20 protein-coding genes are annotated in these 22,496 nt (G+C 67.5%); 7 read left to right on the plus strand and 13 right to left on the minus strand.

The features are described 5' to 3' along the window. Nucleotides 1-61 precede the first annotated feature (61 nt). A complete protein-coding gene (locus tag QMG72_RS09990; RefSeq protein ID WP_226773202.1) occupies nt 62-601 on the minus strand; it encodes an NUDIX hydrolase family protein in 540 nt (179 codons plus the stop codon). A 43-nt stretch (nt 602-644) separates the two neighbouring features. After that, entirely contained in the window at nt 645-1,406 is a 762-nt protein-coding gene (locus QMG72_RS09995; protein WP_283480382.1) for a VOC family protein, read from the minus strand. Nucleotides 1,407-1,500: 94 nt separating this feature from the next. Here QMG72_RS09995 and QMG72_RS10000 point away from each other — a divergent pair, with 94 nt between their 5' ends. Further along, on the plus strand, nt 1,501-2,100 hold the full coding sequence (locus QMG72_RS10000; protein WP_226773204.1) for a YdeI/OmpD-associated family protein: 600 nt from the start codon (nt 1,501-1,503) through the stop codon (nt 2,098-2,100). A 55-nt stretch (nt 2,101-2,155) separates the two neighbouring features. Beyond that, nucleotides 2,156-2,896 (plus strand): phosphatase PAP2 family protein, encoded by a 741-nt coding sequence (locus QMG72_RS10005; protein WP_283480384.1) that lies wholly within the window; start codon nt 2,156-2,158, stop codon nt 2,894-2,896. Here QMG72_RS10005 and QMG72_RS10010 read toward each other — a convergent pair. The 5 genes from QMG72_RS10010 to QMG72_RS10030 all read right to left on the minus strand — a co-directional run bounded on the left by QMG72_RS10010 (nt 2,893) and on the right by QMG72_RS10030 (nt 10,059). Further along, on the minus strand, nt 2,893-4,800 hold the full coding sequence (locus tag QMG72_RS10010; protein ID WP_283480385.1) for a glycogen debranching N-terminal domain-containing protein: 1,908 nt from the start codon (nt 4,798-4,800) through the stop codon (nt 2,893-2,895). The two genes, QMG72_RS10005 and QMG72_RS10010, sit on opposite strands and share 4 nt — an antisense overlap. A 30-nt stretch (nt 4,801-4,830) precedes the next feature. Then, entirely contained in the window at nt 4,831-6,006 is a 1,176-nt protein-coding gene (locus tag QMG72_RS10015; protein WP_283480386.1) for an ABC transporter ATP-binding protein, read from the minus strand. After that, nucleotides 6,003-7,595 (minus strand): ABC transporter permease, encoded by a 1,593-nt coding sequence (locus tag QMG72_RS10020; RefSeq protein ID WP_283480387.1) that lies wholly within the window; start codon nt 7,593-7,595, stop codon nt 6,003-6,005. Before QMG72_RS10020 ends, QMG72_RS10015 begins: the two co-directional genes overlap by 4 nt. A 4-nt stretch (nt 7,596-7,599) precedes the next feature. Next, nucleotides 7,600-8,652, minus strand: a complete 1,053-nt coding sequence (locus QMG72_RS10025) for an iron ABC transporter substrate-binding protein (RefSeq protein ID WP_283480388.1) — start codon at nt 8,650-8,652, stop codon at nt 7,600-7,602. A 165-nt stretch (nt 8,653-8,817) separates the two neighbouring features. Beyond that, nucleotides 8,818-10,059, minus strand: a complete 1,242-nt coding sequence (locus tag QMG72_RS10030) for a glycoside hydrolase family 76 protein (RefSeq protein ID WP_283480389.1) — start codon at nt 10,057-10,059, stop codon at nt 8,818-8,820. A 172-nt stretch (nt 10,060-10,231) separates the two neighbouring features. Here QMG72_RS10030 and QMG72_RS10035 point away from each other — a divergent pair, with 172 nt between their 5' ends. Together QMG72_RS10035 and QMG72_RS10040 are read left to right on the plus strand one after the other, a co-directional pair. After that, on the plus strand, nt 10,232-11,065 hold the full coding sequence (locus tag QMG72_RS10035; RefSeq protein WP_226773211.1) for an SDR family NAD(P)-dependent oxidoreductase: 834 nt from the start codon (nt 10,232-10,234) through the stop codon (nt 11,063-11,065). Continuing rightward, nucleotides 11,062-12,288, plus strand: a complete 1,227-nt coding sequence (locus QMG72_RS10040) for an acyl-CoA dehydrogenase family protein (RefSeq protein ID WP_226773212.1) — start codon at nt 11,062-11,064, stop codon at nt 12,286-12,288. The genes QMG72_RS10035 and QMG72_RS10040 overlap by 4 nt, the downstream gene beginning before the upstream one ends. Before the next feature lie 9 nt (nt 12,289-12,297). On the opposite strand, the gene QMG72_RS10045 is transcribed toward QMG72_RS10040, so the two are convergent. The 3 genes from QMG72_RS10045 to QMG72_RS10055 form a co-directional block, all read right to left on the minus strand. Further along, a complete protein-coding gene (locus tag QMG72_RS10045) occupies nt 12,298-13,140 on the minus strand; it encodes a DUF1684 domain-containing protein (RefSeq protein ID WP_226773213.1) in 843 nt (280 codons plus the stop codon). Between the two features lie 90 nt (nt 13,141-13,230). Continuing rightward, nucleotides 13,231-14,439: an endonuclease gene (locus tag QMG72_RS10050; protein ID WP_282468073.1), complete on the minus strand. Its 1,209-nt coding sequence runs from the start codon at nt 14,437-14,439 to the stop codon at nt 13,231-13,233. A gap of 189 nt (nt 14,440-14,628) precedes the next feature. Continuing rightward, nucleotides 14,629-15,255 (minus strand): TetR/AcrR family transcriptional regulator, encoded by a 627-nt coding sequence (locus QMG72_RS10055; RefSeq protein ID WP_226774496.1) that lies wholly within the window; start codon nt 15,253-15,255, stop codon nt 14,629-14,631. Nucleotides 15,256-16,108: 853 nt separating this feature from the next. Here QMG72_RS10055 and QMG72_RS10060 point away from each other — a divergent pair. The 3 genes from QMG72_RS10060 (at nt 16,109) to QMG72_RS10070 (ending at nt 20,173) form a co-directional block, all read left to right on the plus strand. After that, nucleotides 16,109-16,789 (plus strand): NADPH-dependent F420 reductase, encoded by a 681-nt coding sequence (locus QMG72_RS10060; protein WP_226774497.1) that lies wholly within the window; start codon nt 16,109-16,111, stop codon nt 16,787-16,789. Nucleotides 16,790-17,010: 221 nt separating this feature from the next. After that, nucleotides 17,011-19,827, plus strand: coding sequence for a phosphoenolpyruvate carboxylase (ppc, locus tag QMG72_RS10065; RefSeq protein ID WP_283480390.1), 2,817 nt, complete (start codon nt 17,011-17,013; stop codon nt 19,825-19,827). Between the two features lie 40 nt (nt 19,828-19,867). After that, entirely contained in the window at nt 19,868-20,173 is a 306-nt protein-coding gene (locus QMG72_RS10070; RefSeq protein WP_226774499.1) for a hypothetical protein, read from the plus strand. Between the two features lie 15 nt (nt 20,174-20,188). Here the strand turns inward: QMG72_RS10070 and QMG72_RS10075 are convergent, their stop codons facing one another. Genes QMG72_RS10075 through QMG72_RS10085 form a run of 3 tightly spaced genes read right to left on the minus strand, consistent with a single transcriptional unit; the run spans nt 20,189 to nt 22,446 of the window. Beyond that, nucleotides 20,189-20,815, minus strand: coding sequence for a DedA family protein (locus QMG72_RS10075; protein ID WP_226774500.1), 627 nt, complete (start codon nt 20,813-20,815; stop codon nt 20,189-20,191). Nucleotides 20,816-20,863: 48 nt separating this feature from the next. Next, the gene (locus QMG72_RS10080; RefSeq protein ID WP_226774501.1) at nt 20,864-21,445 is read right to left on the minus strand and encodes a DinB family protein; all 582 of its coding nucleotides are present in this window, start codon (nt 21,443-21,445) and stop codon (nt 20,864-20,866) included. Between the two features lie 35 nt (nt 21,446-21,480). Beyond that, the gene (locus QMG72_RS10085; protein ID WP_283480458.1) at nt 21,481-22,446 is read right to left on the minus strand and encodes an RluA family pseudouridine synthase; all 966 of its coding nucleotides are present in this window, start codon (nt 22,444-22,446) and stop codon (nt 21,481-21,483) included. Nucleotides 22,447-22,496 lie beyond the last annotated feature (50 nt).

Raw genomic sequence — 22,496 nt, forward strand, 5'->3', positions numbered from 1 at the left:
TCTCTTGCGGTCCGCCCAACAGTCTACAAAGGCGCGGGGAAGTCTGGGACGCGGGCTCCGGTCAGTTCCCGACGCCGGCGAAAGCCAGGGCCTGGCGGATCAGGGCCCCGCGGCCGCCGCTGAATTCCAGCTGGACGTCCGAGCTCATGACTTCCTGCGGGGTCATCCAGGTCAGTTCCAGCGCGTCCTGCCGGGGGGAGCATTCACCGGTGACGGGGATGATGTAGGCCAGCGCCACCGCATGCTGGCGGTCGTCGGTGAATCCAGTGTGGGACGGGGACGGGAAGTACTCCGCCACAGTGAACGGCACCGGACTAATGGGTAGCTGTGGGAAGGCCAGCGGGCCGAGGTCCTTCTCCATGTGGCGCAGCAGGGCCGCGCGGATGGTCTCGCGGTAGAGCACCCGGCCCGACACCAGGGAGCGCACCATCGTGCCGTCCTCCTCGGCCTGCAGGAGGGTACCGACCTCGTTGACGAACCCCAACGGGTCCAGCCGGACCGGAACGGCCTCGACGTAGACCATGGGCAACCGGCCGCGCGCCTCGAACAAATCATCGTCGGAGAGCCAGCCGGGGTTCGGGTCAGGAGTGCGAACGTTCATGGTTAAGTTCTACCCCATCCCCGCCCGAACACCGTGACGCAGCTCAGCTGGCGGGCACCGATTCCGGTGGTTCGCCGGCCGGTGCCGCTGAAATCCAAAGCGGCGGGTGGGCGGCCCCACCGTCCGCATCGGGGTTGGCTGCATGCAGGGTGGGGACGGCGGCTTCCTCGATGACCGCGGCCTCGTGTCCCGCCGCGATGAGGCGCTGGCGGAGGCCGTCAAAGTCACCGTCGTATTCGAAGCCCAGGCCGGCACGCCCGGCGCCGGTGCCTGCACCGACCATAAGGACCCCGCCGTTCTTTGCCGTGAATGCTTCGGATTCCACGGCGTCCGGGTCGCCCGGGGCCGGGCGGGGCCGGGCGCCGATGTCACGCAGCGTTTGAGCCGCCGTGACGGCGTCTTCGGAGAACCAGACTTCGACGACGGCGATCCCCGGGTCCGCGTCCGCTGGTTCCACCCAGCTGCCGTCGGCGGCGCGCGTGGCCGGGTCGGCGAGGAAAGTGAATCCGTCCGCGGCGGTGACGCGGCAGGAAGGGCCGTGGTCCGCGTCGATGAGTTCCGCGGTGGTGCCGGCCTCCTTGGTCCGCCGGGCGAATTCCTTCAGATCGCCTACTTCGACGCCGAAGGATGTAGTGCCGTCCTCAGCCGCGCCCGGCTCGACGAAGTGTAGGGCGAGGCGGCCGGAGCCGGCGTCGAACTCCCGCCAGGTGGGCTCGTCGACGGTCTTGACCATGCCCAGGGCGGTGAGCAACCGCTCCCATTCATCAAGACGGGAGGTGAAATGGATCGGGCGGACGCGCAGCATCGTTGCTCCTCGGGGTGTGATGGATTCCAGCTGACAGGGATATCGTCCCACCAAAGCAACCCCTGTTGTCAGAGTCGCGGGGCACAATGGTGCCATGGTTGCTGAACTTGAGGAACTGCTGGTCCGGGATGCTGCCCAGTGGCGCGCCTGGCTGGAGGAACACCACGCGGGAAGCCCCGGCGTGTGGCTGGTGCTGCATAAAAAAGGCGGGACGGTTACGGAACTCGACTATGAGGCCGCACTGCAGGAAGCCCTCTGTTTCGGCTGGATTGACGGACAGGCCCGGCGCCGCGACGGAGAGAGTTCCTTTCAGCGGATGACCCGCCGGCGGCCGAGAAGTGTGTGGTCGGCCCGGAACGTGGAGCGGATCGGCCGCCTTGAAGCGGCGGGCAGGATGGCTCCTGCCGGGCGTGCCGCCGTCGAAAGCGCCAAGGCTGACGGACGCTGGGAGGCTGCCTACGACGGGGCGGCTTCGGCGCAAGTGCCCCCGGACCTTGCCGCAGCCATTGCCGCCGAGCCGCGGGCACAGGCAATGTTCGACGTCCTGACCTCCGTGAACAGGTACGCCCTGATCTACCGGACCAACGCGGTCAAGCAGGCAGCCACCCGGGAGCGTAAGATCGCGGCTTTCGTCGAAATGCTCGCCCGGCATGAAACCCCGTATCCGCAGACCAAACGGCCAGCTGTCCCCTAGGGATTTCCCAGCGGGCATCCGGCCTGCCGGGAGCTTCGACTGGAACAATAGCCCAATGCCCGTTGCCCAGCGCGAACCGCGCACCCCTGATGTGCGGCTGGTGCGATCCCAGCGCGCGGTGTTTTTTGGCGCGGCAGCCTTGTTGGTGGCCGGAGAAACCATATTTTGGCTGACGCTGGCGGCGGTCCGGGCGAACGGGGGGCCCGCGGCCCTGGACGGGACCGTCCATGACGGCCTGGTGGCGTCGCGTACTTCCCTCGCTACTTCCGCGCTGGCGGCCGTGACCACAGTGACGTCGCCGCTGTGGATGACTGTGATCGGCGTGGTCCTGGCGGTGGCGTGGTATGTGCGGAAACGCGAACTCTGGCGTCCGGCCCTGCTGATCGGTGCCATGGCAGCGACATTCGGGCTGTCGACATTCATCAAGCACCAGGTCAACCGGGCCCGGCCGCCGGCCGGCGACTTCCTGCTGGGACCGGACGACGCGTTTTCCTTCCCCTCTGGCCATACCTTGGGTGCGGGCGTCTTTTTCCTGGTGCTGGCCTACCTGCTGGCGTCCCGCAGCCGGAAGACGTCGACGGCGGTGCTCGGCTTTGCCGCCGCGGCCGCCGGCACCCTGGTGGTGGCATTCAGCCGGATCTACCTGGGCTACCACTGGCTGACCGATGTCATCGCATCCCTGGGCCTGGCTGTCGCCGTCGTCGGGGTCGTGATCCTGGTGGACGGACTCCGTGAGGCCCGGCGGGCGCTCCCCGGGACACCCGCAGCGCCGTCCGGGACGGGCGGAACGTCCTAGAAGTGCACGCCCATGGCCTGCGCGACCACAACTGCAGCGGCCGAGGACCAGGCCTGCGGGTGGCACGACGCCGGATAGGGCACCGCTTGGCCGGCCTCGTCGGCAGTGATACCGGCGAACAGTTCCGGCAGCCGGTCACCGAAGGAGCCGGACGCGGCCAGCAGGCCTTCGGCGAGGATCCTGGCCTCGGCGGGCATTCCCTCGGCGAGCAGTCCCCGGACCGCGATCGCGGTGTCGTGGCTCCAGACCGAACCGCAGTGGTAGCTGAACGGCCAGAAGCCGGCCGCGCGCCGCGAAATCGTGTGCACGCCGAAGCCGGAGAACAACTCCGGACTCAGCAGCCGGTCGGCCACGAGCTTGGCTTCGGAGGCGTCCAGGATCCCGGTGCCGAGCAGATGCCCCATATTGGAGCCCGGGACATCCAGCGGATCACCGTTCCCGTCGAGGGCCATGGCGGGGAAGGTCCCGCTGTCGTCCTGGACCCAGAAGCGCGCGCGGAAGTTCTGTTGCAGGGCTTTGGCGAAGTCCCGCAGCTCCTGGCCGCCGGGTTCGCCATAGGCGTCGAAGAGGGCGGCGGTGTCCACCGCGGCTTGATAGGCGTAGCCCTGCACCTCGGAGAGCGCGATCGGGCCCTCGGCCAGGCGGCCGTCGCGGAACTGCAAGGCGTCCGCCGAGTCCTTCCAGCCCTGGTTGCTGAGACCGTGGCCGGTCTCGTCCTGATAGCTCAGGAACCCGCTGTTGACGCTTCCGGGCGCACCGCCGGCTGCCAGTAGCCATTGCACTGCGCGGGCCGCGTTGGGCAGGAGCGAGCGGACGGCGGCGTCATCCAGCCCGGCCCGGCCAAGTTCGGCCAACAGGCACAGCCAGAGCGGGGTGGCGTCCACAGTGCCGTAGTACACCGGGGGCAGGCGGAGGCCCTGGCTCTCCAGCAGCAATTCCTTGGACCGGAGCTCGTGCAGGATTTTGCCGGGCTCCTCCGCGGCGGCCGGATCGTGCCTGGTGCCTTGGAACGCGGCCAGTGTGCGCAGCGTTCCGGCGGCGAGTCCGGCGTCCAGCGGCAGAAGCAGCCGCGCGGCCCACAGCGAGTCGCGTCCGAACAAGGTGAAATACCAGGGTGCCCCGGCGGCGGCGAACGGTGCGTCGGGCAACTTGCGGGTGGCCAGGCGGAGCCCGGCGAGTTCATCGATGGCGTTGTCCAGCAGCTTGCCGAGGGCGCCGGCCGGTTCGGCGCGTACCCGGTGCGGGGCGGGCGTCCTGGCCGCCACCACGGTGTCTTCGCTGTCAGCCAGCATGGCCTGCCACTCCACCTCGAACGGCGATCCCCGGCCGGCAGTGCCGCGCCAGATGAGCCGTTCGCCCGCGGCGACGCTGCCGGGGGCGGCGACGGTCAGGGTCCGCCCGCCGTCGCGCCAGCGCAGCGTGGAGTCATCAGCGGAGAACGGGCCGGAGGGCTCCCTGAAGCGGCTCAGGCGGATGGCGGCCATGTCGGTGAAGTCCGCGGCGAGCTGGATTTCGATCTCCACGTCAAGCGACTCGAGGGAGGTGGCCAGACGGAGGGAATGCCGGACGGCGCCGGGCGTCACCGTCCAGGTCTGCAGAAGCTCCACGGCGGGGTCCTCGGAGGACCCCGGGATGCCGCGGACCAGCCCACGCACCCGCAGCACACCGCCGGCCGCCGCCTCGATCGTGGCGGGCTCCGGCTCAAGGCCGTTCACACGCACCTCCGCACGGCACAGCATCCGCGTGTCGCCGTGCAGCAGGCCGGTAAACCAGCCCTCGCCCGCGGCGCCGGAAGCTTCCGCGCCACCGCCGCGGCCCGAGAGCCGGCCCTCGGCATCGAGCCACAACTGGGTGGGGGCGGCAACGGAGCAGTGCTGGCGGTGGAGTGCTGGCTGAACTGTCATGCGCCCACCCTATGCCTGGATCCCCGACGGCTATGCCTGCGGCAGGTCCTCCATCGGGAAAGCCACGGCTTCGCCCACAACGCGCAGACACAGCTCGGTGCCCGGCCGGGCGATGGAGGCGTTCCAGTGCCGGATGGTGATGATCTCGCCGCCGCCGGGGTAGCGGTGGTCTGCGATGGCCCCTTCACTGAGGACGGGAGGGGCGGCGAGCTTAAGCCGGACAGTGGTTTCCGGCCCGAAGTAATCGGTGTCCACCACAACACCGCGGATGGGGCCGTCTTCGGCGATCCGGATCTGCTCAGGGCGCAGCATCAGCTGGACCCGGCCCTGGGCCGGGGGCCGGCGGACCGGGATGCCGCCCAGTGAGCAGGTGGCGAGGGAGCCTTCCATCCAGGCATCGAGGATCACGGCGTCGCCCAGGAACTCGGCGGTGGCCCGGTCCGCGGGGCGGGTATAAACGATAAACGGGTTGCCGATCTGTGCCAGCCGTCCGCCGCGCATCACCGCCACCTGGTCCGCAAAGGAAAGTGCCTCGCCCTGGTCGTGGGTGACCAGGATGGTGGTGACCCCGGCGTCCTGGAGTACTTTGCCCACCGCCCTGCGGGTGGCTACCCGCAGCCCTGCGTCCAGGGCCGAGAACGGCTCGTCCAGGAGCATCAGTTCCGGTTCGCGGGCGAGCGCACGGGCCAGGGCCACACGCTGCTGCTGGCCGCCGGAGAGCTGGTGCGGGCGCCGTTTGGCCATGGCCGGGTCCAGCGAGACCATCTCCAGGAGTTCGGCCACCCGGTCCTTCAGTGCCCGGCGGCCGCCGGGAAGTTTGGTGGTATCGAGGCCGAAGGAGATGTTCTGCCCGACGCTCAGGTGCGGGAACAGGGCTCCGTCCTGCGCCACGTAGCCGACGTGGCGCTTATGTGCCGGGACCCAGACGCCGCCGCCGGCCACCTTGGTGCCGTTGAGTGAAATGCTGCCGGTGTCCGGGTGTTCAAAACCGGCAATCAGCCGCAGCAGCGTGGTCTTGCCGGAACCGGACGGGCCCACGATCGCCGTTGTGCCGCCCCTGGCCACCGAGAGGTTGACGCCCTTGAGGACCGCCTGGGTCCCGAAATCCTTTGTGACGGCGTCGATCTGCAGGTGGTTGTTGGTGCTGGTGGCCACGGACGCGGCGATCCGCGGTGCCGGGAGCCGGGAAGGGCTGTACTGGGTCACTGTCCCGCTGCTTTCTTGGACTGCTGGAAGAGGAGGTAGGTCATCGGCGCGGACAAAAGAATCATCAGCAACGCGTATGGCGCCGCCCCGGCGTAGTCGATTTCGCTGCTCTTGCTCCAGAACTCCGTTGCCAGGGTCCGGGTGCCGTTGGGGGAGAGCAGCAGCGTCGCCGTCAGTTCATTGACGATTGCCAGGAACACCAGCGCGGCGCCACCGGCGGCGGCCGGGGCCGTGAGCCGGAGTGTCACGCGCAGGAACGCCAGCAACGGCGGTTTGCCGAGCGCCTGGGCGGCCTCGTCGAGTTCCTTGGGCGCCTGCGCCAGGCCGGAACGGATGTTTACCAGGGAGCGCGGCAGGAACAACAACACGTAGGCCGCGATCAGCAGCGTTGAGGTTTGGTAGAGGCTGGGCGCAGCCTTGATGCTGACGGTCACGAAGGCCAGGCCCACCACGATCCCGGGCATGGAACTGGTGATGTAGTTGGACAGCTCCAGGGCCTTGCTGAACCAGCCGGGGTGTCGCACTGCCAGGTAGGCCATCGGGAACGCGACAACGGTGGTGGCCAGGGCGCCGGCGAGACCGTACATCAGGGTCAGCAGCAGGGCCGGAAGGAATTCGTCTGCGGCCCAGATGCCCGGCCCGCCGGCGACGATCCAGCGCAGCACGAACGTCAGCGGAAGTCCGAAGGCCAGGGCGGTGAGCGCGGCCAGGAACAGCTGGGCGGGCAGCTGGTAAGCACGCAGCGGAAGCCGCAGGGCGCGCGCCTGGGCCCCGGAACCGATCCTGGCGTACCGGGCACTGCCTCGGCTGCGCACTTCAACCAGCAGCAGGATCAGGCACAGGAACACCAGGACGCTGGCCAGCATGTTCCCTGCGGTGCCGTTGAAGGTCGACTGGTACTGCACCATGATCGCTGTGGTGAAGGTGTCGAAACGGATCATCGCGAACGCCCCGTATTCGGCCAGCAGGTGCAGGGATACCAGAAGCGCGCCCCCGGTCATCGCGATGCGCAGCTGCGGCAGGACCACACGGAAGAAGGCCCGCCAGGCGCCCAGGCCCAGGGACGCGGCCGATTGTTCGATGGCAGGGTCCAGCCGGCTGAGGGTCGCGGCGGCCGGAATGTAAACGAGCGGAAAATACGACAGGGTCGCGATCAGCACGCCGGACCACAGACCCTCAAGCGACGGCACCGCGGAGACCCAGGCATAGCTGTTGACAAACGCCGGGATGGCCAGCGGGGCAGCGAGCAGCACGGCCCACCATCTGTGGCCCTTAAGGTGCGTGCGTTCCACCAGCCAGGCTCCGCCCACGCCGAGGATGAGGCACAGCGGCACGGTGATCAGCATCAGGAGCACGGTGTTGAGCAGCAGCGTACCGACGCGTGCCCGGAAGATCAGCTCCACGGCTGTGTCCCAGCCGGTGGCCACCGTCATAACAATGACGTAGCCCAGCGGAATCAGCGCGAACAGGGCAATCAGGACGGCCAGGACCGCAATAACAGAAACGCCGAAAGGCGGGCGGGGGCGTTTGCCCCGGCCCGCCGTCGGTGTGCTCCCGGATGTTTCGGGCGCCGCCAGCTTGGTTGCCACGAAGTTAGAGCAGCCCTGCCTTGGTCATCAGCTCGCTGACCTTGGCGGAGTTGAGCTTGGCGGGATCCACCGTGGGTGCCTGCAGCTCCGGCAGCGGGACGAGTTTCTCGTTGGCCGGGGTGGCGGAGGCGATGGCGTATTCGAAGGAGGTGCCCTTTTGCAGGATTTCCTGGCCCTTCTTGCCGGTGATGAACTTGACGAAGGCCTGGGCCGCCGCGGCGTTCTTTGAGGACTGCAGGACGCCGCCGCCGGAGACGGAGACAAAGGCGCCCGGGTCCTGGTTCTTGAAGTAGTACGGCGTGACGTTCTTGGAGTTCTCGCCGGTCTTGGCCTGGTCGCCGTAGTAGTAGTAGTGGTAGATCAGGGCGGCATCCACTTCGCCGGCATTGACCGCCTTCATGGCCGTGCTGTTGCCCTTGTAGGCCTTGGAGTTCTCCTTCATGCCTTTGAGCCATTCCTCGGTGGCCGCTTCGCCCTTGAGTTCGAGCAGGGCCGAGACAATCGCCTGGAAGTCGGCGCCGGAGGGCGACGCCGCCCATTTGCCCTTCCACTCCGGCTTGGCCAGGTCCAGCATCGACTTGGGCAGCTGGTCTTCGCTCAGCTTGGACTTGTCGTAGACCAGGACAGTGGAACGGGCTGCGATGCCCGTCCACTTGTTTGTGGAGGGCCGGTATTCGGCGGGAACCTGGGCGACGGTGGCATTGTCGATGTCGGCGAACAGGCCGGCGTTTTCCACCTGGGCCATGGCCGGGGAGTTTTCGGTGAGGAACACGTCGGCGGGGGAGGCCTGGCCCTCCTGGATGATCTGGTTGGACATTTCGGTATCCGAACCCTGGCGGACGGTGACCTTAACGCCGGTCTCGGCGGTGAAGGCGTCCACCCATTCCTGGGAAAGGGACTCGTGCTGGGCGTTGTACACCGTGATCGCACCGGAAATCTTGCCGTCAGCGGCGTCGCTGCCGGAGGGCGTGGAGGTGCCGGAGCCACAGGCGGCCAGGCCGAGCGCTGCGGTGGCGGCAAGTGCGATACCTGCCAGCGCGTTGTTGCGGATCTTCATGGGGCTGCTTTCTGGAGGGAAGGTCTCTGGAGCCCTAGCCCCCGTGAGCGGGGGAAGTTAGGGCATGCTCACTAGGAAAAACTGTAGGTTAGCCAACCCTAAGCAACCAAGCCGAGAACGCCTTAAGTGACGAGGATCACGTGAATTACGAAACTATTGCATGACTTAATTGTCGGCGGCCGGTTCCGTGGGGGTGGCTGACTCGTTCCCTGCCGGGTGCCCGGACCGAGCGGCGATTGCCGCCGCGGCTTCCAGCACCATCCACGCCTGCAGCTGGGTGGAAAGTTCGACGGCGGCGCCCGGCGGGTAGCTGCGCAGCGCCGGCCGCTCGGGGCGGTCGGAGAACAGGACGCGGCTGCCCTTGCCGGCCAGTGGCTCCGCCGCGGACAACGGGCGGCGGCCTTCCCAGAACGCCTCGGCAGTGTTGTTCACGAGCGTTGTGGCCGTCGCCCGGGCCTGGGCCGGAAGCCGCTGGTCGGCGGCGGCTAGGGCCAGGTAGCGCGCCAGGATGCCGGTGAACAGGCCGCCGTCGCCGGTGCCCTCGCAGCGCAGGACGTCGGCAGTACGCCCCGCCAGGGCTGCCGGGACGGTGAGTCCGCGTGCCACCGACGCCACCAGCTCGGCGGCGCGTGCCAGGTTGGCCTCGCCGCCCAGCTCCAGCAGGGCGCCCAGCACCGGGCCCTGGTTGTAGCTGTAGATGGCGCCCTCCAGCACCACGCCGCCGGCCGGCGTGATCCGGAGCCCGTCGCGGTACAGGCCCTGTTCGGCGTCGAAAAGGCGTGCGTTCAGCCAGTCCAGCAGGGCCTGCGCCTTGGCCGGCTGGCCGGTCCGGGCGTAGTGGAGCGCCACCGGCGCGGTGGCCGGGGTGTTCTTGAAATCCCGTTTTGTGCTCCAGAACGTGCCGCCGCCGAGGTCATCGGTGGATGCCGAGTCGAACTGCAGGGTGAGGCTCTTCAGGACCTTGGCGTTACGGCGGCGGCCGGCATCGTGGCGGCTGTCCTCGGCGAGCTGCTCCAGCCGCAACGTGGACAGGGCCAGCCACGCCATGTCGTCGTAATAGTTGTTGACCACGGTGAGGAAGTTTCGGAGCCGGATTCCGGTGACCAGCCAGGATGCGAGGCGGCCGGCGCTGGGCAGGGTGCTGCCGTCGAACGGTTTTCCGGGACGGTGTTCACGGCCCAGTTCCCGGCGCCCGGCGTCCACGAGGCAGTCCACATAGTGCGCCTGCCACCAGTAGTGCCAGGGCCGGGCAAGGTTTCCGAGCCTGCCGGAGGGTCGCACAATCGCGGCGAGATGGGTTCCCGGCAGGAAAAAGAGCCGCTGCCCGAACATTCTGGTTACCGACCGGGCTGCTTCGTCGGCCCGGAAAGACCAGTTGTGGGCCGGGGGCATGTCTGCGGGCGTCATGGCTTCAGCGTAGTGGCGGCCCCGCGTCCGGCGCGGGACCGTTGCGCCATTGCGGGGCGAAGGTGCTTTCTGCCGGCATTCCAGTTAACATTCATTAACTATTGTTCTCTGTCGGTTCGTGACGCTGCCCACAGTGTCGTGGCAGGTTCCGGTTCCACATCAAGGAGGATGCATGGACATCAAAGGTACAGTCGCGCTGATTACCGGCGGGGCCTCCGGGCTCGGGGCTGCCACGGCACGGCGTTTGTTCGACGCCGGAGCCTCGGTCGTCCTGGTGGACCTGCCCGGCTCCGCCGGCAGCGCCTTCGCCGATGAACTGAACGCGGCGGACAACGTCCAGGCGAACACCGCCGAGGCCGGCAGCCCGACGCGGCAGGGCAACCGGGCGGTTTTTGTGCCAGCCGACGTCACCAGCGAAGAGCAAGTACAGGGCGCCGTTGACGCTGCCGTGGAGCTGGGGCCGCTCCGGATTGTGGTCAACTGTGCCGGAATCGCCACCCCGGGAAAGGTCCTGGGCCGGACGGGCGTGCTGGCACTGGAGACGTTCAGCCGTGTCATCCAGATCAACCTCGTGGGCACCTTCAACGTGATCCGCCTCGCGGCGGCCGCGATGGCTGCCACCGAGCCGGCCGTGACCGGACTGGGCGGGCCCGAGCGCGGGGTGATCATCAACACCGCGTCCGTCGCCGCGTTTGATGGCCAGATCGGCCAGCCTGCCTACGCCGCCTCCAAGGGGGCCGTGCACGCGATGACATTGCCGATCGCCCGGGAACTTGCCCGGTCCCTGATCCGTGTGATGACAATTGCGCCAGGCATTTTCGAGACACCCATGATGGCCGGACTGCCGCAGGAAGCCCAGGACTCCCTCGGGGCCCAGGTACCGCATCCATCCCGGCTGGGCCGGCCCGCAGAGTACGCGAACCTCGCCGCACACATCGTGGAGAACGCCATGCTCAACGGCGAGACCATCCGGCTTGACGGCGCCATCCGGATGGGGCCGAAATGAGGCCGGCCGGGTTGGCGGAGTCGCCGGCGTCCGCTGCGTCAACCGAGGGCCTTCCAACCGCGGACTTCTTCGGCTTCGAGGCGATGCTCAACGCCGCGGAACAGGCTAAGCTCGCCGAACTGCGGGACTTCCTGGCCCGGGAAGTGGCACCCTACGCGGCCGACTGGTGGAATAGGGCCGAGTTCCCCGCCCACATCCTGCCCAAGCTGGCGGCCCTGGAGCTCAGCGCACCGGCCCAGCGCGGCTACAGCAACCTGTTTGCCGGGCTGGTGATCGCCGAGATGACCCGGGTGGATACCTCGCTGGCGACGTTTTTCCTGGTCCATCACGATCTTTTTGTCGAAGCCCTTTACGGCTTCGGCTCCGCGGAGCAGAAGGCGCGGCTGCTCGATGACGCCGCGAACCTCCGGACCACCGGGGCGTTCGCCCTGACCGAGCCTGAACACGGCTCCGATGTGGCCGGTGGCATGGAATCCGTTGCCCGGCGGGTCCGCGGCGGGGCGCCCGGCGGCGGCGACACCTGGGTGCTCAACGGCGCCAAGCGATGGATCGGCAACGGGACGTTCTGCGACTACATGCTGGTCTGGGCCCGCGACGAGGACGGCGGCGGCATCCGCGGCTTTATTGTGGACGCGACCCTGCCGGGCGTGAGCCGGAGCAGGATCGAGAACAAGATCGCGCTGCGCACGGTGCAGAACGCGGACATCGTCTTCACCGACGTCCAGGTGGCAGAGTCGGACCGTTTCGCAGGGATCAACAGCTTCGAGGACACCAATGAACTGCTGCGCGGGTCGCGGATCATGGTCGCCTGGCAGGGTGTTGGCCAGCAATTGGCCGCGTTCGACGTCGCCCGGCAGTACGCCGTCGAACGCCGGCAGTTCGGCCGCCCGCTGGCGAAATTCCAGCTGGTCCAGCAGCAGCTGGTGACGATGCTCGGCAATGCAGTGGCGAGCATGGGCATGATGGTCCGGATCGCACAGCTGCAGGATGCGGGAGCCGCGGACATGCCGCAGGTGGCGCTTGCGAAGTCCTATGTGAGCGCCCGGATGCGGGAAACCGTGGGGATGGGCCGGTCCCTGCTGGGCGGCAACGGCATTGTCACCGACTACCGGATGGCCAAGATCTTCGCCGACGCCGAGGCGATTTACACCTATGAGGGCTCGTACGAGATCAACACCCTGATCGTCGGGCGGGCCGTGACCGGGGTTTCCGCGATCGTCTAGGGCGGGTGCCTAGAACAACGCGGGCTCCTTTTCCCCGGCCTCGATCCGGTAGTCCAGGCTGTTGTTCCTCACCGGCATGGGGCAGGTGCCGTAGGGGGTGAAGGCGCTGGGGTAGTTGATGGCCCGGTTGAAATCCAGGCTGACGGTGCGGTTCCCCAGGGCGTCGACGCGCGGCCGGGCCGTGGAGACCTTCCGCCACTCGTCAGTGCTCTCACCGTTCGTCTCGTCGTGGAACGTGACCGTCAGGGCGCCGAGCTTTTCCTCTTCGGCCTGCAGATGGAACTCGTGGTCCGTGCCGGGGAGCCGGAACACCAGTTCGCCAACCGAGCGGTGGACCCCGTCGACCAACGGGTTGGCGGTGCCGATCGGGACGTCCACGGGTGCCGGATAGGGGTGGAAGCTGGCTTCAACCACCAGCTCGGGGCGGTAGTCGAAGGTGGGTACGCCGTCGAACCCGGTGAACACCGGCGACGTCGAATCCCGGGTGCGGACGGCGTACTTATCGGCGCGCATGGCCAGCTCAACCACCACCTGCCGGCCGTCAGCTCCGCCGTACCGGACCCAGAGCAGCGATGCCTCATTGAGCAGCGAGGCCTTGATGGTGCCAGCAACGGGTTCGCCGGTGTCCACCAGCGTCAGCCCCTCGGCGGCGGTGGCGGTGAGGGACGCCGTCGTACCGTCCGTGGACCACAGCCCGGGGGCGAGGTCGAGCGCGGCCGGCCGGTCCTCCAGCCATTGGAAGGACGTGAGCGTCAGCCAGCCGTAATCGCCCGCGAGGGCCGTGTTGCGGCTGTTGCGGAAACGCTGCCAGCGGGCGAGCTGGGCGTCGAGGTCGCGGTGGGTGGTGCTCACGGTATCCTTCCAAGCGGTGAACGGCTGCCTTGGCTACCACCCTAAGCCGCGCCCCACCCGGCCGCTAGCCGGGTGGGGCGCGAAATACTGTCAGTTCCAGATCGCCTCGGCGTACTCCGGGTGGTCCACAAACGGGTTCCGGTTGCCCTGCCACTGCTCGAAGATCCGCTGGTTGCGGCGTTGTTCGAAGGCATCCGGCGGATCGATCCGGTTCCACTCCAGCAGCACGCTCATCTTGCCCATATAAGGTGCCGTGCCGTTGTTGACGGAGTTGTTCATCTCCAGGTCGGCGAAGCCGTCACCGCCCTCGTACCGGACCGCCATGTACATGACCATTCGTGCCACATCCCCTTTGACCGCGTTGCGGGGCTCCCAGGAATCGGCATCGGTGTAGTTGCCCGGGGCCTCGGCGGACTGTGTGCCGCCCAGGTCGAAGTCCTTGTTTCCGCGGGCGGAGTTGACAGTGACGTCGGTGGGCCGCAGGTGGTGCACATCGGTCCCCGGGCCGGTGGCCGTGCCGAAGTCCCCGTGCGACTTGGCCCAGACGTGTTCCCGGTTCCAGTCATTCACGCCCCCGCCGTTGGTGGCCTTGGACTGTGAGCGTCCGGTGTACAGCAGGATGACGTTGTTGCTGTTGGACGGATCCTGGTCCGTGTCCTTCAGCGCATCCCAGACCTGGTCATAGCTGAGCTTCTGCTGCACGGAGATGATCTGGTGCAGGCTGCTTTCCAGCGCCGGTCCGGTCTTTCCGGCGGCCGGGGCGTAATAGTCACCGGGGGTTGGGGTTGGCGTGGGGGTTGGGGTTGGGGTTGCCGACAGCGCCATGCTGGTGGGGCTCTTGATCCCGGCGTGCGAGAAGTAGGCCGTCAGCAGTCCGGTGACGTTGACCTTTTTGCCCAGCAGGGACGGGGTGCTCTGCAGCCCGAACGCGGTGCGGTACTGCGTGGTGACCTGGACGTAGAGCATCTTCGCCGTGCTCGTCTCGGCCGCCGAGTCGGCGATCGCCAGGGCCGTGTCCGAAGTGAAGCCGGTGCGGAGCACTGTGGTTGCCGACGTCGGCTGGCCCACGATGTAACCGGTCACCGCCGCGGCCGAGCCGTCCTGGGTTGCGATGGCCTGGGCCACCGTGAGCGGCGCGGCCGCCTGCGAGCCGGGTGCAGCCGCGGACTGCCCCACCAGTCCGGCGAAGAGCAGGCTGAGGACAAGGGCGACGGCGAGCAGCGGGCTGCGCGCGGGCCCGGCGGCTTTCGGGCCCGTGATCGCACCCGTCTGGGTGGCCGGGACGGGGACTGGGGTCATGAAGTGCTCCTCGAAGCGGGGCGATCGCCGGAACAGTCGCGCACAGAGAGTTGACAGGTTTTGTCAAGGCAATATCAAGATACGTCATTGTTCGCCGGGCGGGCAGGGATTCCGGCTCGTGACCGGCAGGATTTGATTAGAGTTCGACGGCTGTTCACCGCTGTTGTCCGGCTGGCGTCCGGCGGGACGTCAGCCGGCGGCGGTTACGGCGGTGTGGCCCAGGCTGGCGGCGACAAGTTGGGATGCGGTGTCGCGGGCGGCGGTGGCCGCCGCCGGATCAGCGTCGAGCACGCCGCTGGCGAGGCCGCCGTCGAGCACCAGGGTCAGGCTGCGGGCGAGCTGGTTCGGATCCGGGGCGCCGGCCTGGACGGCGAGGTCACGGATCCAGGCCCTGATGTGCTCCTTGTGGGCCACTGTCCGTTCGTGGACCCTGGTTCCGGTGGCGGACTCGGCCGCGGCGTTGATAAAGGCGCAGCCACGGTAGCCGTCGCGGCGGCAGGCGCTGGCCAGGGCGTCGAACAACCCCACGAGCTGGCCCGCGGGGTCCGGCCCGGCGGCTTCCGCCGCGGCCTTCAGCTGCCCGGCCCAGACCCCGTCCACCTTCTCCAGGTACGCCAGGATCAGGTCGTCCTTGGCCGGAAAGTACTTGTAGAACGTGGCCTTGGCGACGCCGGATTCGGCGATGATCGTGTCGATGCCGGCGGCGCGGAGCCCGTGGGCGTAGAAGAGCCGGAAGGCCGTGGCAAGGATCCTTTCCCGCGCCTGGCCGGCGGGCGCCCGGAGGGCCTGTGGTGTCCTGGTGCCGGTCGGAATCATGGCTTCTATGCTACACAGACAAGTCTGTCTACGGGTGATTGCTGGATTCCGGATCGTACCGTCGTTCCGTTACTTGCGAAAGGCGGCCCGCCCCTGTTGCCGCACGTCAATACCTCCGGGAAGGTGCAGTCGTTGCCTTAGATGAAAACCTTCGGCTGTCGAGGCGGTTCCATCGTTCGTTCACGGCGGGTTTGATCGGCGCCGGTTGTTTGGCGGTAGCAAGGGTTTCCAGCCGTCCCGAAATGGCCAGGATTTGCCGGGAGAGTGCGGCGGGGCCCAGGTCCGGACCGGGATCTGGGACTTCAGCAGCGATCCGGGCTTGGTATGGGGCCGGCCACGCGGCGGGAGCCTCGCCCGCTGGCCCGCCAGCCGCCGGTCGATAGTCGCCGAGTTCATGCCGGCAAGCAACGCCGCCTGCCCGTCGGTGATATCCAGGGCCTTCTCGGCCCGCAGTATCGGAGCGAGGTCCGGCAGCATCGGCGCCAGCAGTTTGCCCGCCGGCCCTCGCGGCACCGCCCAAGCGTGATCCCGGGGCCAGCCCGTCGGCTCGACCAGCTCGACCAGCTCGACCCCAGCTCATCGAGGATCCGGCCCTTCCTCGTACGGTCACCCGCCCGGTAGGACGCGGCCAGGTGATTCGTGACAGCAGTGCGCCCACCCATCGTCAATCCCATCCCTCAAGGATCTCCGCCGGCCAACCTTCCCGGAGCTTTTCTCCTGAGTCAACGTATGCGGCTACGCGGAGGTTATTTATCAGTCAACGCGCCGCCTTGCCGTAGACAGGTCTGTCTGGTAGCGTCCTTCCCGTCGGTAGACAGATCTGTCTACTTCACCGCTTCAGAATGAGGATGCCATGAAAATTGCGGTACTGGGAACCGGAACGGTCGGACGGACGATCGCCGCGGCGCTCGCCAGCCACGGGCACCACGTCGTCGTCGGAACCCGCGACAGGGAGGAAACGCTGGCCCGGACGCAGCCGGACGCCATGGGCAATGCACCGTTCGCCCAGTGGCATGCCGCGAACTCCGGAATCGGCGTCGCCGCGTTCGCCGTCGCCGCGGCCGAAGCCGAGGTGGTCGTCAATGCCACGAACGGCGCAGGCTCGCTGGCGGCCCTGACGGCAGCGGGCGCCCGGAACCTCGACGGCAAGGTCATCATGGACATCGCCAACCCCCTGGATTTCTCGCAGGGCATGCCGCCGTCGCTGAACCCGGTCAACACCGACAGCCTCGGCGAGCAGATCCAGCGTTCCTTCCCGGACGCCCGGGTGGTCAAGACACTGAACACGATGACCGCGAGTGTAATGGTGGACCCGGCGAGTGTGGCCGGCGGCGACCACACGGTCTTCGTTTCCGGAAACGACGCGGCGGCCAAGGAGACCGTGGCAGTGCTGCTCAGGGGATTCGGCCACCGGGACATCATCGACCTGGGCGACATCACCACCGCCCGCGGCGCCGAAATGATCCTGCCGATCTGGCTGCGGCTCTGGGGGGCCTTCGGCAATGCGGACTTCAACTTCAAGATCGCACGCTAGAACCCGCCACCCAACTGGCTCGCAGCTGGGGTCGTTTTGAGCGCCCAAAACGACCCAGCTGCGAGCCAGTTGGGAAGGGTGGCTGGGTTGAGCCCCGGACACTATCCGAGACGGATTCCCCGCCGGTCGCGGCTCCGGGTAGCATCCAGTAGGAAGAAAGTAACCGGGCTCACAGTATCCAGCGCAGTGTACGAGCCACGTCCTCTCGAAAGACTGTATCCATGGCTGACACTGCAACTAATTCCGGCACCGATCTCGCGTCCGAACTGCGCGCGGATGTCCGCCGGGTTTCCACCCTCCTCGGCGAATCCCTGGTCCGCCAGCACGGCCCTGAGCTCCTGGTGCTCGTGGAACAGGTCCGCCTGCTGACCAAGGAGTCCAAGGAAGCCGCCCGCGGCGGCGCGGATGCCACCGGACCGTGGAGCTCCTACGACGTCGTCGCGCAGGTACGCGAACTGCTGGGCTCCCTGCCGCTGGAGCAGGCAACCGACCTGGTGCGGGCGTTCGCGTTCTACTTCCACCTCGCCAACGCCGCCGAACAGGTCCACCGGGTCCGCGGGCTGCGCACCCGGAAGGAAAAGGACGGCTGGCTGGCCAAGGCCGTCAGCGACATCGCCAGCCAGGCCGGGCCGGCGGTCCTGCAGGACGTCGTGAACGAACTCGATGTGCGGCCCATCTTCACGGCCCACCCCACAGAGGCGTCCCGCCGGTCCGTGCTGGACAAGGTTCGCAGGCTCTCCGACATTCTGGCCGAGAGCACCACGGAAGGTACGTCCGGGCGCCGCCGCCAGGACCGTCAGCTCGCCGAAGTGATTGACCAGATGTGGCAAACGGACGAACTGCGCCAGGTCCGGCCGACCCCGGTGGACGAGGCCCGGAACGCGATCTACTACCTCACCGGCATCCTGGGGGACGCCCTGCCCGAGATGCTCTCGGACCTCTCGGAACTGCTCGGCGAGCACGGTGTCACCCTGCCCGCGGAGACGGCCCCCATCCGCTTCGGCTCCTGGATCGGCGGCGACCGGGACGGCAACCCCAATGTGACAGCAGCAGTCACCCGCGAAATCCTGCAGATCCAGAACCAGCATGCCGTCCGGATCAGCATCGGCCTTATAGACGGCTTGATTTCGATCCTTTCCAACTCAACGGCCCTCGCGGGTGCGGACCAGGAGTTGCTGGACTCGATCGATGCGGACCTGAAGAAGCTGCCGGGACTGGACCGCCGGGTCCTGGAACTTAATGCCCAGGAGCCGTACCGGTTAAAACTCACCTGCATCAAAGCCAAACTGCTCAACACCGCCCGGCGTGTGGCGGCCGGGGCAGTGCATGAGCCCGGCCGCGACTACACCGCCACCGCGGAGCTGCTCGCCGAGCTGGCCCTGCTGGAGCGATCCCTGCGGAACCATCACGCGGCGCTGGCAGCGGACGGCTCCCTGGCCAGGGTGCGCCGGGCCATTGCCTCTTTTGGGCTGCACCTGGCTACCTTGGACATCCGGGAACACGCAGACCACCACCACGACGCCGTCGGCCAGCTGATGGACCGGCTCGGCGGCCCCGGCATCCGGTATGCGGAACTCAGCCGGGCCGAGCGCTTCGAGGTGCTGGGGTCCGAGCTTGCCTCCCGCCGCCCGCTTTCCGGCCACCCGATCAAGCTCGACGGCGTTGCGGATGGAACGTACGACGTCTTCCGTGAGATCCGGCGGGCCTTGCGCACCTACGGCCCCGACGTGATCGAGACCTACATCATTTCCATGACCCGAGGCGCTGACGATGTCCTGGCCGCGGCCGTGCTGGCCCGCGAAGCCGGCCTGGTCAACCTCTTCGGCGCGGCCCCCTATGCCAGGATCGGCTTTGCGCCGCTGCTCGAAACAGTGGAGGAACTGCGCTCCTCGGCTGAAATCGTGGACCGGTTGCTCTCCGACTCCTCCTACCGCGAGCTGGTCCGCCTGCGCGGTGACGTGCAGGAAATTATGCTCGGCTATTCGGACTCCAACAAGGAATCCGGCGTGATGACCAGCCAGTGGGAAATCCACAAGACCCAGCGCAAACTGCGCGATGTCGCCGCTAAGCATGGTGTGCGGGTGCGCTTGTTCCATGGCCGCGGCGGCTCTGTGGGCCGCGGCGGCGGGCCAACCTACGATGCCATCATGGCCCAGCCCAACGGGGTGCTCGAAGGTGAAATCAAGTTCACCGAGCAGGGCGAGGTCATTTCGGACAAGTACTCGCTGCCCGAACTCGCCCGCGAGAACCTGGAGCTCTCGCTCGCTGCAGTGATGCAGGGTTCAGCGCTGCACCGCACGCCGCGTACCTCGGAGGACCAGCGGGAACGCTACGGGCACGTTATGGAGACGATTTCGGACGCCGCGTTCGCCCGGTACCGGACCCTAATCGATGATCCGGATCTGCCGGCGTACTTTATGGCGTCGACCCCGGTGGAGCAGCTCGGTTCGCTGAACATCGGCTCGCGGCCGTCCAAACGACCTGATTCCGGTTCGGGACTGGAAGGCCTGCGGGCCATCCCCTGGGTGTTCGGCTGGACGCAGTCGCGGCAGATCGTTCCGGGCTGGTTTGGGGTCGGCTCCGGGCTCAAGGCAGCACGGGAGGCCGGCCACTCGGACCAGCTGGTGGAGATGATTGACGGCTGGCACTTCTTCCGCTCGGTCCTCTCCAACGTCGAGATGACGCTGGCCAAAACGGACATGGACATTGCCGGCTACTACGTCTCCACCCTGGTGCCTGCGGAACTGCACCACCTCTTCCGTGCCATCCTGGCCGAATATGAACTGACTGTCACCGAGATCCAGAACCTGACCGGCGAGGACCTGCTGCTCGACGCGCAGCCCACCCTAAAGCGCTCGCTGGAGATCCGCGACCAGTACCTCGACCCGATCAGTTATCTGCAGGTGGAACTGCTGCGCAGGGTGCGTTCCGAAGCGGCAGGGGAGGGCATGCCCAACGGCGAGATCGACGAGCGGCTCCAGCGAGCCATGCTCATCACGGTCAACGGCGTGGCGGCCGGCCTGCGCAACACCGGCTAGGCCCGGCGGAGCCGGCAGCGCGTCCCGATAGGGTGGTGGTATGCCGTCGTTCCAGACCAGATTGAAGATCACCGGACTCAAACCGGGCAAACCACCGGAGGCCGTGATGGCTGCGGCCGTGGAGGCACTGCAGAGCCGGCACCACGTCGAAGCGAACGAGCTGGACCTGGCCGGAGGGGTCCCGCAGTTGAATCTGCGTTTCCTCGTTGAGCCCACTTCCTACGGCGGCGAGAACAGCCAGGCGCTGGAGTCGGCCGCGATGATGCGCGACGCCGTCGAGCGCGTTGCGGTGACCGGCAACCTGTTGGTCCTTCGCCGCAACCGCGGCCGCTGGGCGCCCGTCTAGGCCCCGGGCGGCCGCTCAGAAGTCCAGTTCCTCCCCGGGGCTGTCCACCACAGGGGAGTTGTTGCCGCGCCGGAGCGTGACAATAACGCCGACGACGGCGCCGATCAGGATCCCGAGGGCGACGCCGATGAGCGAACTCGCCCAGAACGGCAGTCCGGTGGCCGCGCCGGTGGCATAGCCGAGACCGACGGACCAGACGGCCGAGAGGATGCCGCCCAAAGCTGCGCAGAGGCTGAACCCGCGGGTGGAGACGTTGGCGATGCCGGCTGCGGCCGTCGTCGCGAGCCGTCCGCCGGGAATGAACCGGATTCCGATAATCGCGCCGTAGGTCGTGGACCGGCCGGCTTTGCCTGTCGCTCTGTGCACGGCCCGGTGAAAGCTGCGGCCCCACTGCCAGCGGTCCAGGACGTGGCTCAGGCGCCGCTTGAAGAGCTGGAATACCAGGATGTCGCCGAGCCAGGACGCCGCCGCCGCCAGGAGGATCAGCACGACGGCGTTGGCGCGGCCGACTGCGGAGAGCGCGCCGCCGGTGATGAGCAGCATTTCGGAGGGGACCGGGGGGAAAATCGCATCGCCCATAACCAGGGGGATGATCCAGAAATAGATCGCGTCCCCCCAGTTGTCAGCGTTGCCGAAGTCCATGCGCACAAGGTATCGCACTTCGGCCCGGACGCCCGTTTACCAGGCGGGTCAATGGGCGCCGGCCCGGCGTGCCACAGCCTCAAGTTCTGACCGGTATGCCGCCCATTGCTCCGCTGTGCGGGACGGCACGTTCGGGTCCTGCGGGCCGTTCCCTGCGGTGCCGTCGATTAGTTCGCGGAGGATGTCGGCGTGACCGGCATGGCGGGCGGTCTCAACACATATGTGAACCAGGATCTGATGCAGGGTTACCCGGCGGCGCTCCGGAGTCCACCACGGCACGTCTCCGTGCGCATCGAGAGCGAGTGTCTCGATCGTGGCGTCGCTGTGGCGGCCCGAGAACTCAAAGAACTCAATGATCTCGGCCCGGGTCTCGCCGTCGGCGGCCCACATGTCGGCGTCCGCAGGCGCATCGGCGCCGAGCCACGGCACAACTCGATTGCTGGGTCTGCCGAACACCTCCCCGAAGTACCCCAACTGCACGCTGCCGACATGCTTGATGAGTCCAAGCAGGTTTGTGCCGGTTGGAGTCAGCGGACGGCGGACGTCGTAGTCGCCCAGGCCGTCGAGTTTGGCGAGAAGGTCCGTGCGTCGAATTCGAAGGTATCCGTGCAAGTCAGATTTTTGGTCCATATGGATCACTCTGCCTTACCGGCGCCCCGAGCCGGCTAGGTGTCCTCGCTGAGCTCCAGTCCGCTGCGGTACTCCACCGGCTCCCCGGTGATTGGGTCCACGAACCGGATTCCGCGGGCGAGGAGCTGGAGCGGCTTCGAGTAGTCGTCCGGGGCTTTTGCCAGCAAATCCGGGTAGAAGGCGTCGTTGACTATTCCGAGGCCCAGCGAGGCCATGTGCACCCGGAGCTGGTGCGTTTTTCCCGAGTGCGGCTCCAGCCGGTACAGCGCACGGCGCAGGGCGGAGTTGGGAGGAGTGCCGGCGTCGGGCGCTTTCGGGGCGGGGCCGTCGAAGGTCCGCAGCCGCTCAATCCTGGTCTCGGCGTTGGGTTCGCCGTCGACTACTTCGGCGAGCAGGTAGCTGCGGGACTTGGTCATCCGGTTCCGGACCACCACGGGGAATTCGACGGCGGGGTACCCGGGTGCAGGCTCGGCCGCAGACACACACTCGTATTCCTTCTGGACCTGGCGTTTCTCGAAGAGCACCTGGTACTTTCCCCGGGTCTGCGGGTTCGTGGAGAGCAGAAGGATGCCGGCAGTCATGCGGTCCAGCCGGTGCATGGGAATAAGATCCGGGAGGTTCAGCTGGTTCCGGAGCCGGACCAGCGCGGACTCCTGAATGTAGGTCCCGCCGGGGGTGGTGGGCAGGAAATGCGGTTTGTCCACCACCAAAAGATGCTCGTCCTGATGCAGGATGCTTAGTTCCACCGGGATCCGGACTTCGGGCGGCAGGGTGCGGTAGTACCAGATGAACGTGTGGTTCCGCAGCGGGGTGGCCCGGTCCAGGGGGACGCCCTCCGCACCCACGATCTCGCCGGCGTCGAAACGGTCTTCAATGCCCTGTGGATCGATGTGGCCCCAGCGGTGCATCATGTAGTCCATCGCGGTGTCCCACGGCCCCTCGTCCGGGAGGCGGAGGCGGGTGGCATTGACGCCGTCGCGCACGGGCAGGGGGGATTGCATCACCGGTCCATTCTACTTTGCCGGGGTTCGGGCCGGGCACGAGGTCGCCG

This window comes from Pseudarthrobacter sp. PH31-O2 (assembly GCF_030063265.1).
In the GTDB taxonomy this organism is placed as follows: Bacteria; Actinomycetota; Actinomycetes; order Actinomycetales; family Micrococcaceae; genus Arthrobacter.

Bases quoted from the DNA above. Each gene is read 5' to 3' on its own strand.
- QMG72_RS09990 (WP_226773202.1), bottom strand. From the start codon at position 601: ATGAACGTTCGCACTCCTGACCCGAACCCCGGCTGGCTCTCCGACGAT.
- QMG72_RS09995 (WP_283480382.1), bottom strand. From the start codon at position 1,406: ATGCTGCGCGTCCGCCCGATCCATTTCACCTCCCGTCTTGATGAATGG.
- QMG72_RS10000 (WP_226773204.1), top strand. From the start codon at position 1,501: ATGGTTGCTGAACTTGAGGAACTGCTGGTCCGGGATGCTGCCCAGTGG.
- QMG72_RS10005 (WP_283480384.1), top strand. From the start codon at position 2,156: ATGCCCGTTGCCCAGCGCGAACCGCGCACCCCTGATGTGCGGCTGGTG.
- QMG72_RS10010 (WP_283480385.1), bottom strand. From the start codon at position 4,800: ATGACAGTTCAGCCAGCACTCCACCGCCAGCACTGCTCCGTTGCCGCC.
- QMG72_RS10025 (WP_283480388.1), bottom strand. From the start codon at position 8,652: ATGAAGATCCGCAACAACGCGCTGGCAGGTATCGCACTTGCCGCCACC.
- QMG72_RS10030 (WP_283480389.1), bottom strand. From the start codon at position 10,059: ATGACGCCCGCAGACATGCCCCCGGCCCACAACTGGTCTTTCCGGGCC.
- QMG72_RS10035 (WP_226773211.1), top strand. From the start codon at position 10,232: ATGGACATCAAAGGTACAGTCGCGCTGATTACCGGCGGGGCCTCCGGG.
- QMG72_RS10040 (WP_226773212.1), top strand. From the start codon at position 11,062: ATGAGGCCGGCCGGGTTGGCGGAGTCGCCGGCGTCCGCTGCGTCAACC.
- QMG72_RS10050 (WP_282468073.1), bottom strand. From the start codon at position 14,439: ATGACCCCAGTCCCCGTCCCGGCCACCCAGACGGGTGCGATCACGGGC.
- QMG72_RS10055 (WP_226774496.1), bottom strand. From the start codon at position 15,255: ATGATTCCGACCGGCACCAGGACACCACAGGCCCTCCGGGCGCCCGCC.
- QMG72_RS10060 (WP_226774497.1), top strand. From the start codon at position 16,109: ATGAAAATTGCGGTACTGGGAACCGGAACGGTCGGACGGACGATCGCC.
- ppc (WP_283480390.1), top strand. From the start codon at position 17,011: ATGGCTGACACTGCAACTAATTCCGGCACCGATCTCGCGTCCGAACTG.
- QMG72_RS10070 (WP_226774499.1), top strand. From the start codon at position 19,868: ATGCCGTCGTTCCAGACCAGATTGAAGATCACCGGACTCAAACCGGGC.
- QMG72_RS10075 (WP_226774500.1), bottom strand. From the start codon at position 20,815: ATGGACTTCGGCAACGCTGACAACTGGGGGGACGCGATCTATTTCTGG.
- QMG72_RS10080 (WP_226774501.1), bottom strand. From the start codon at position 21,445: ATGGACCAAAAATCTGACTTGCACGGATACCTTCGAATTCGACGCACG.
- QMG72_RS10085 (WP_283480458.1), bottom strand. From the start codon at position 22,446: ATGCAATCCCCCCTGCCCGTGCGCGACGGCGTCAATGCCACCCGCCTC.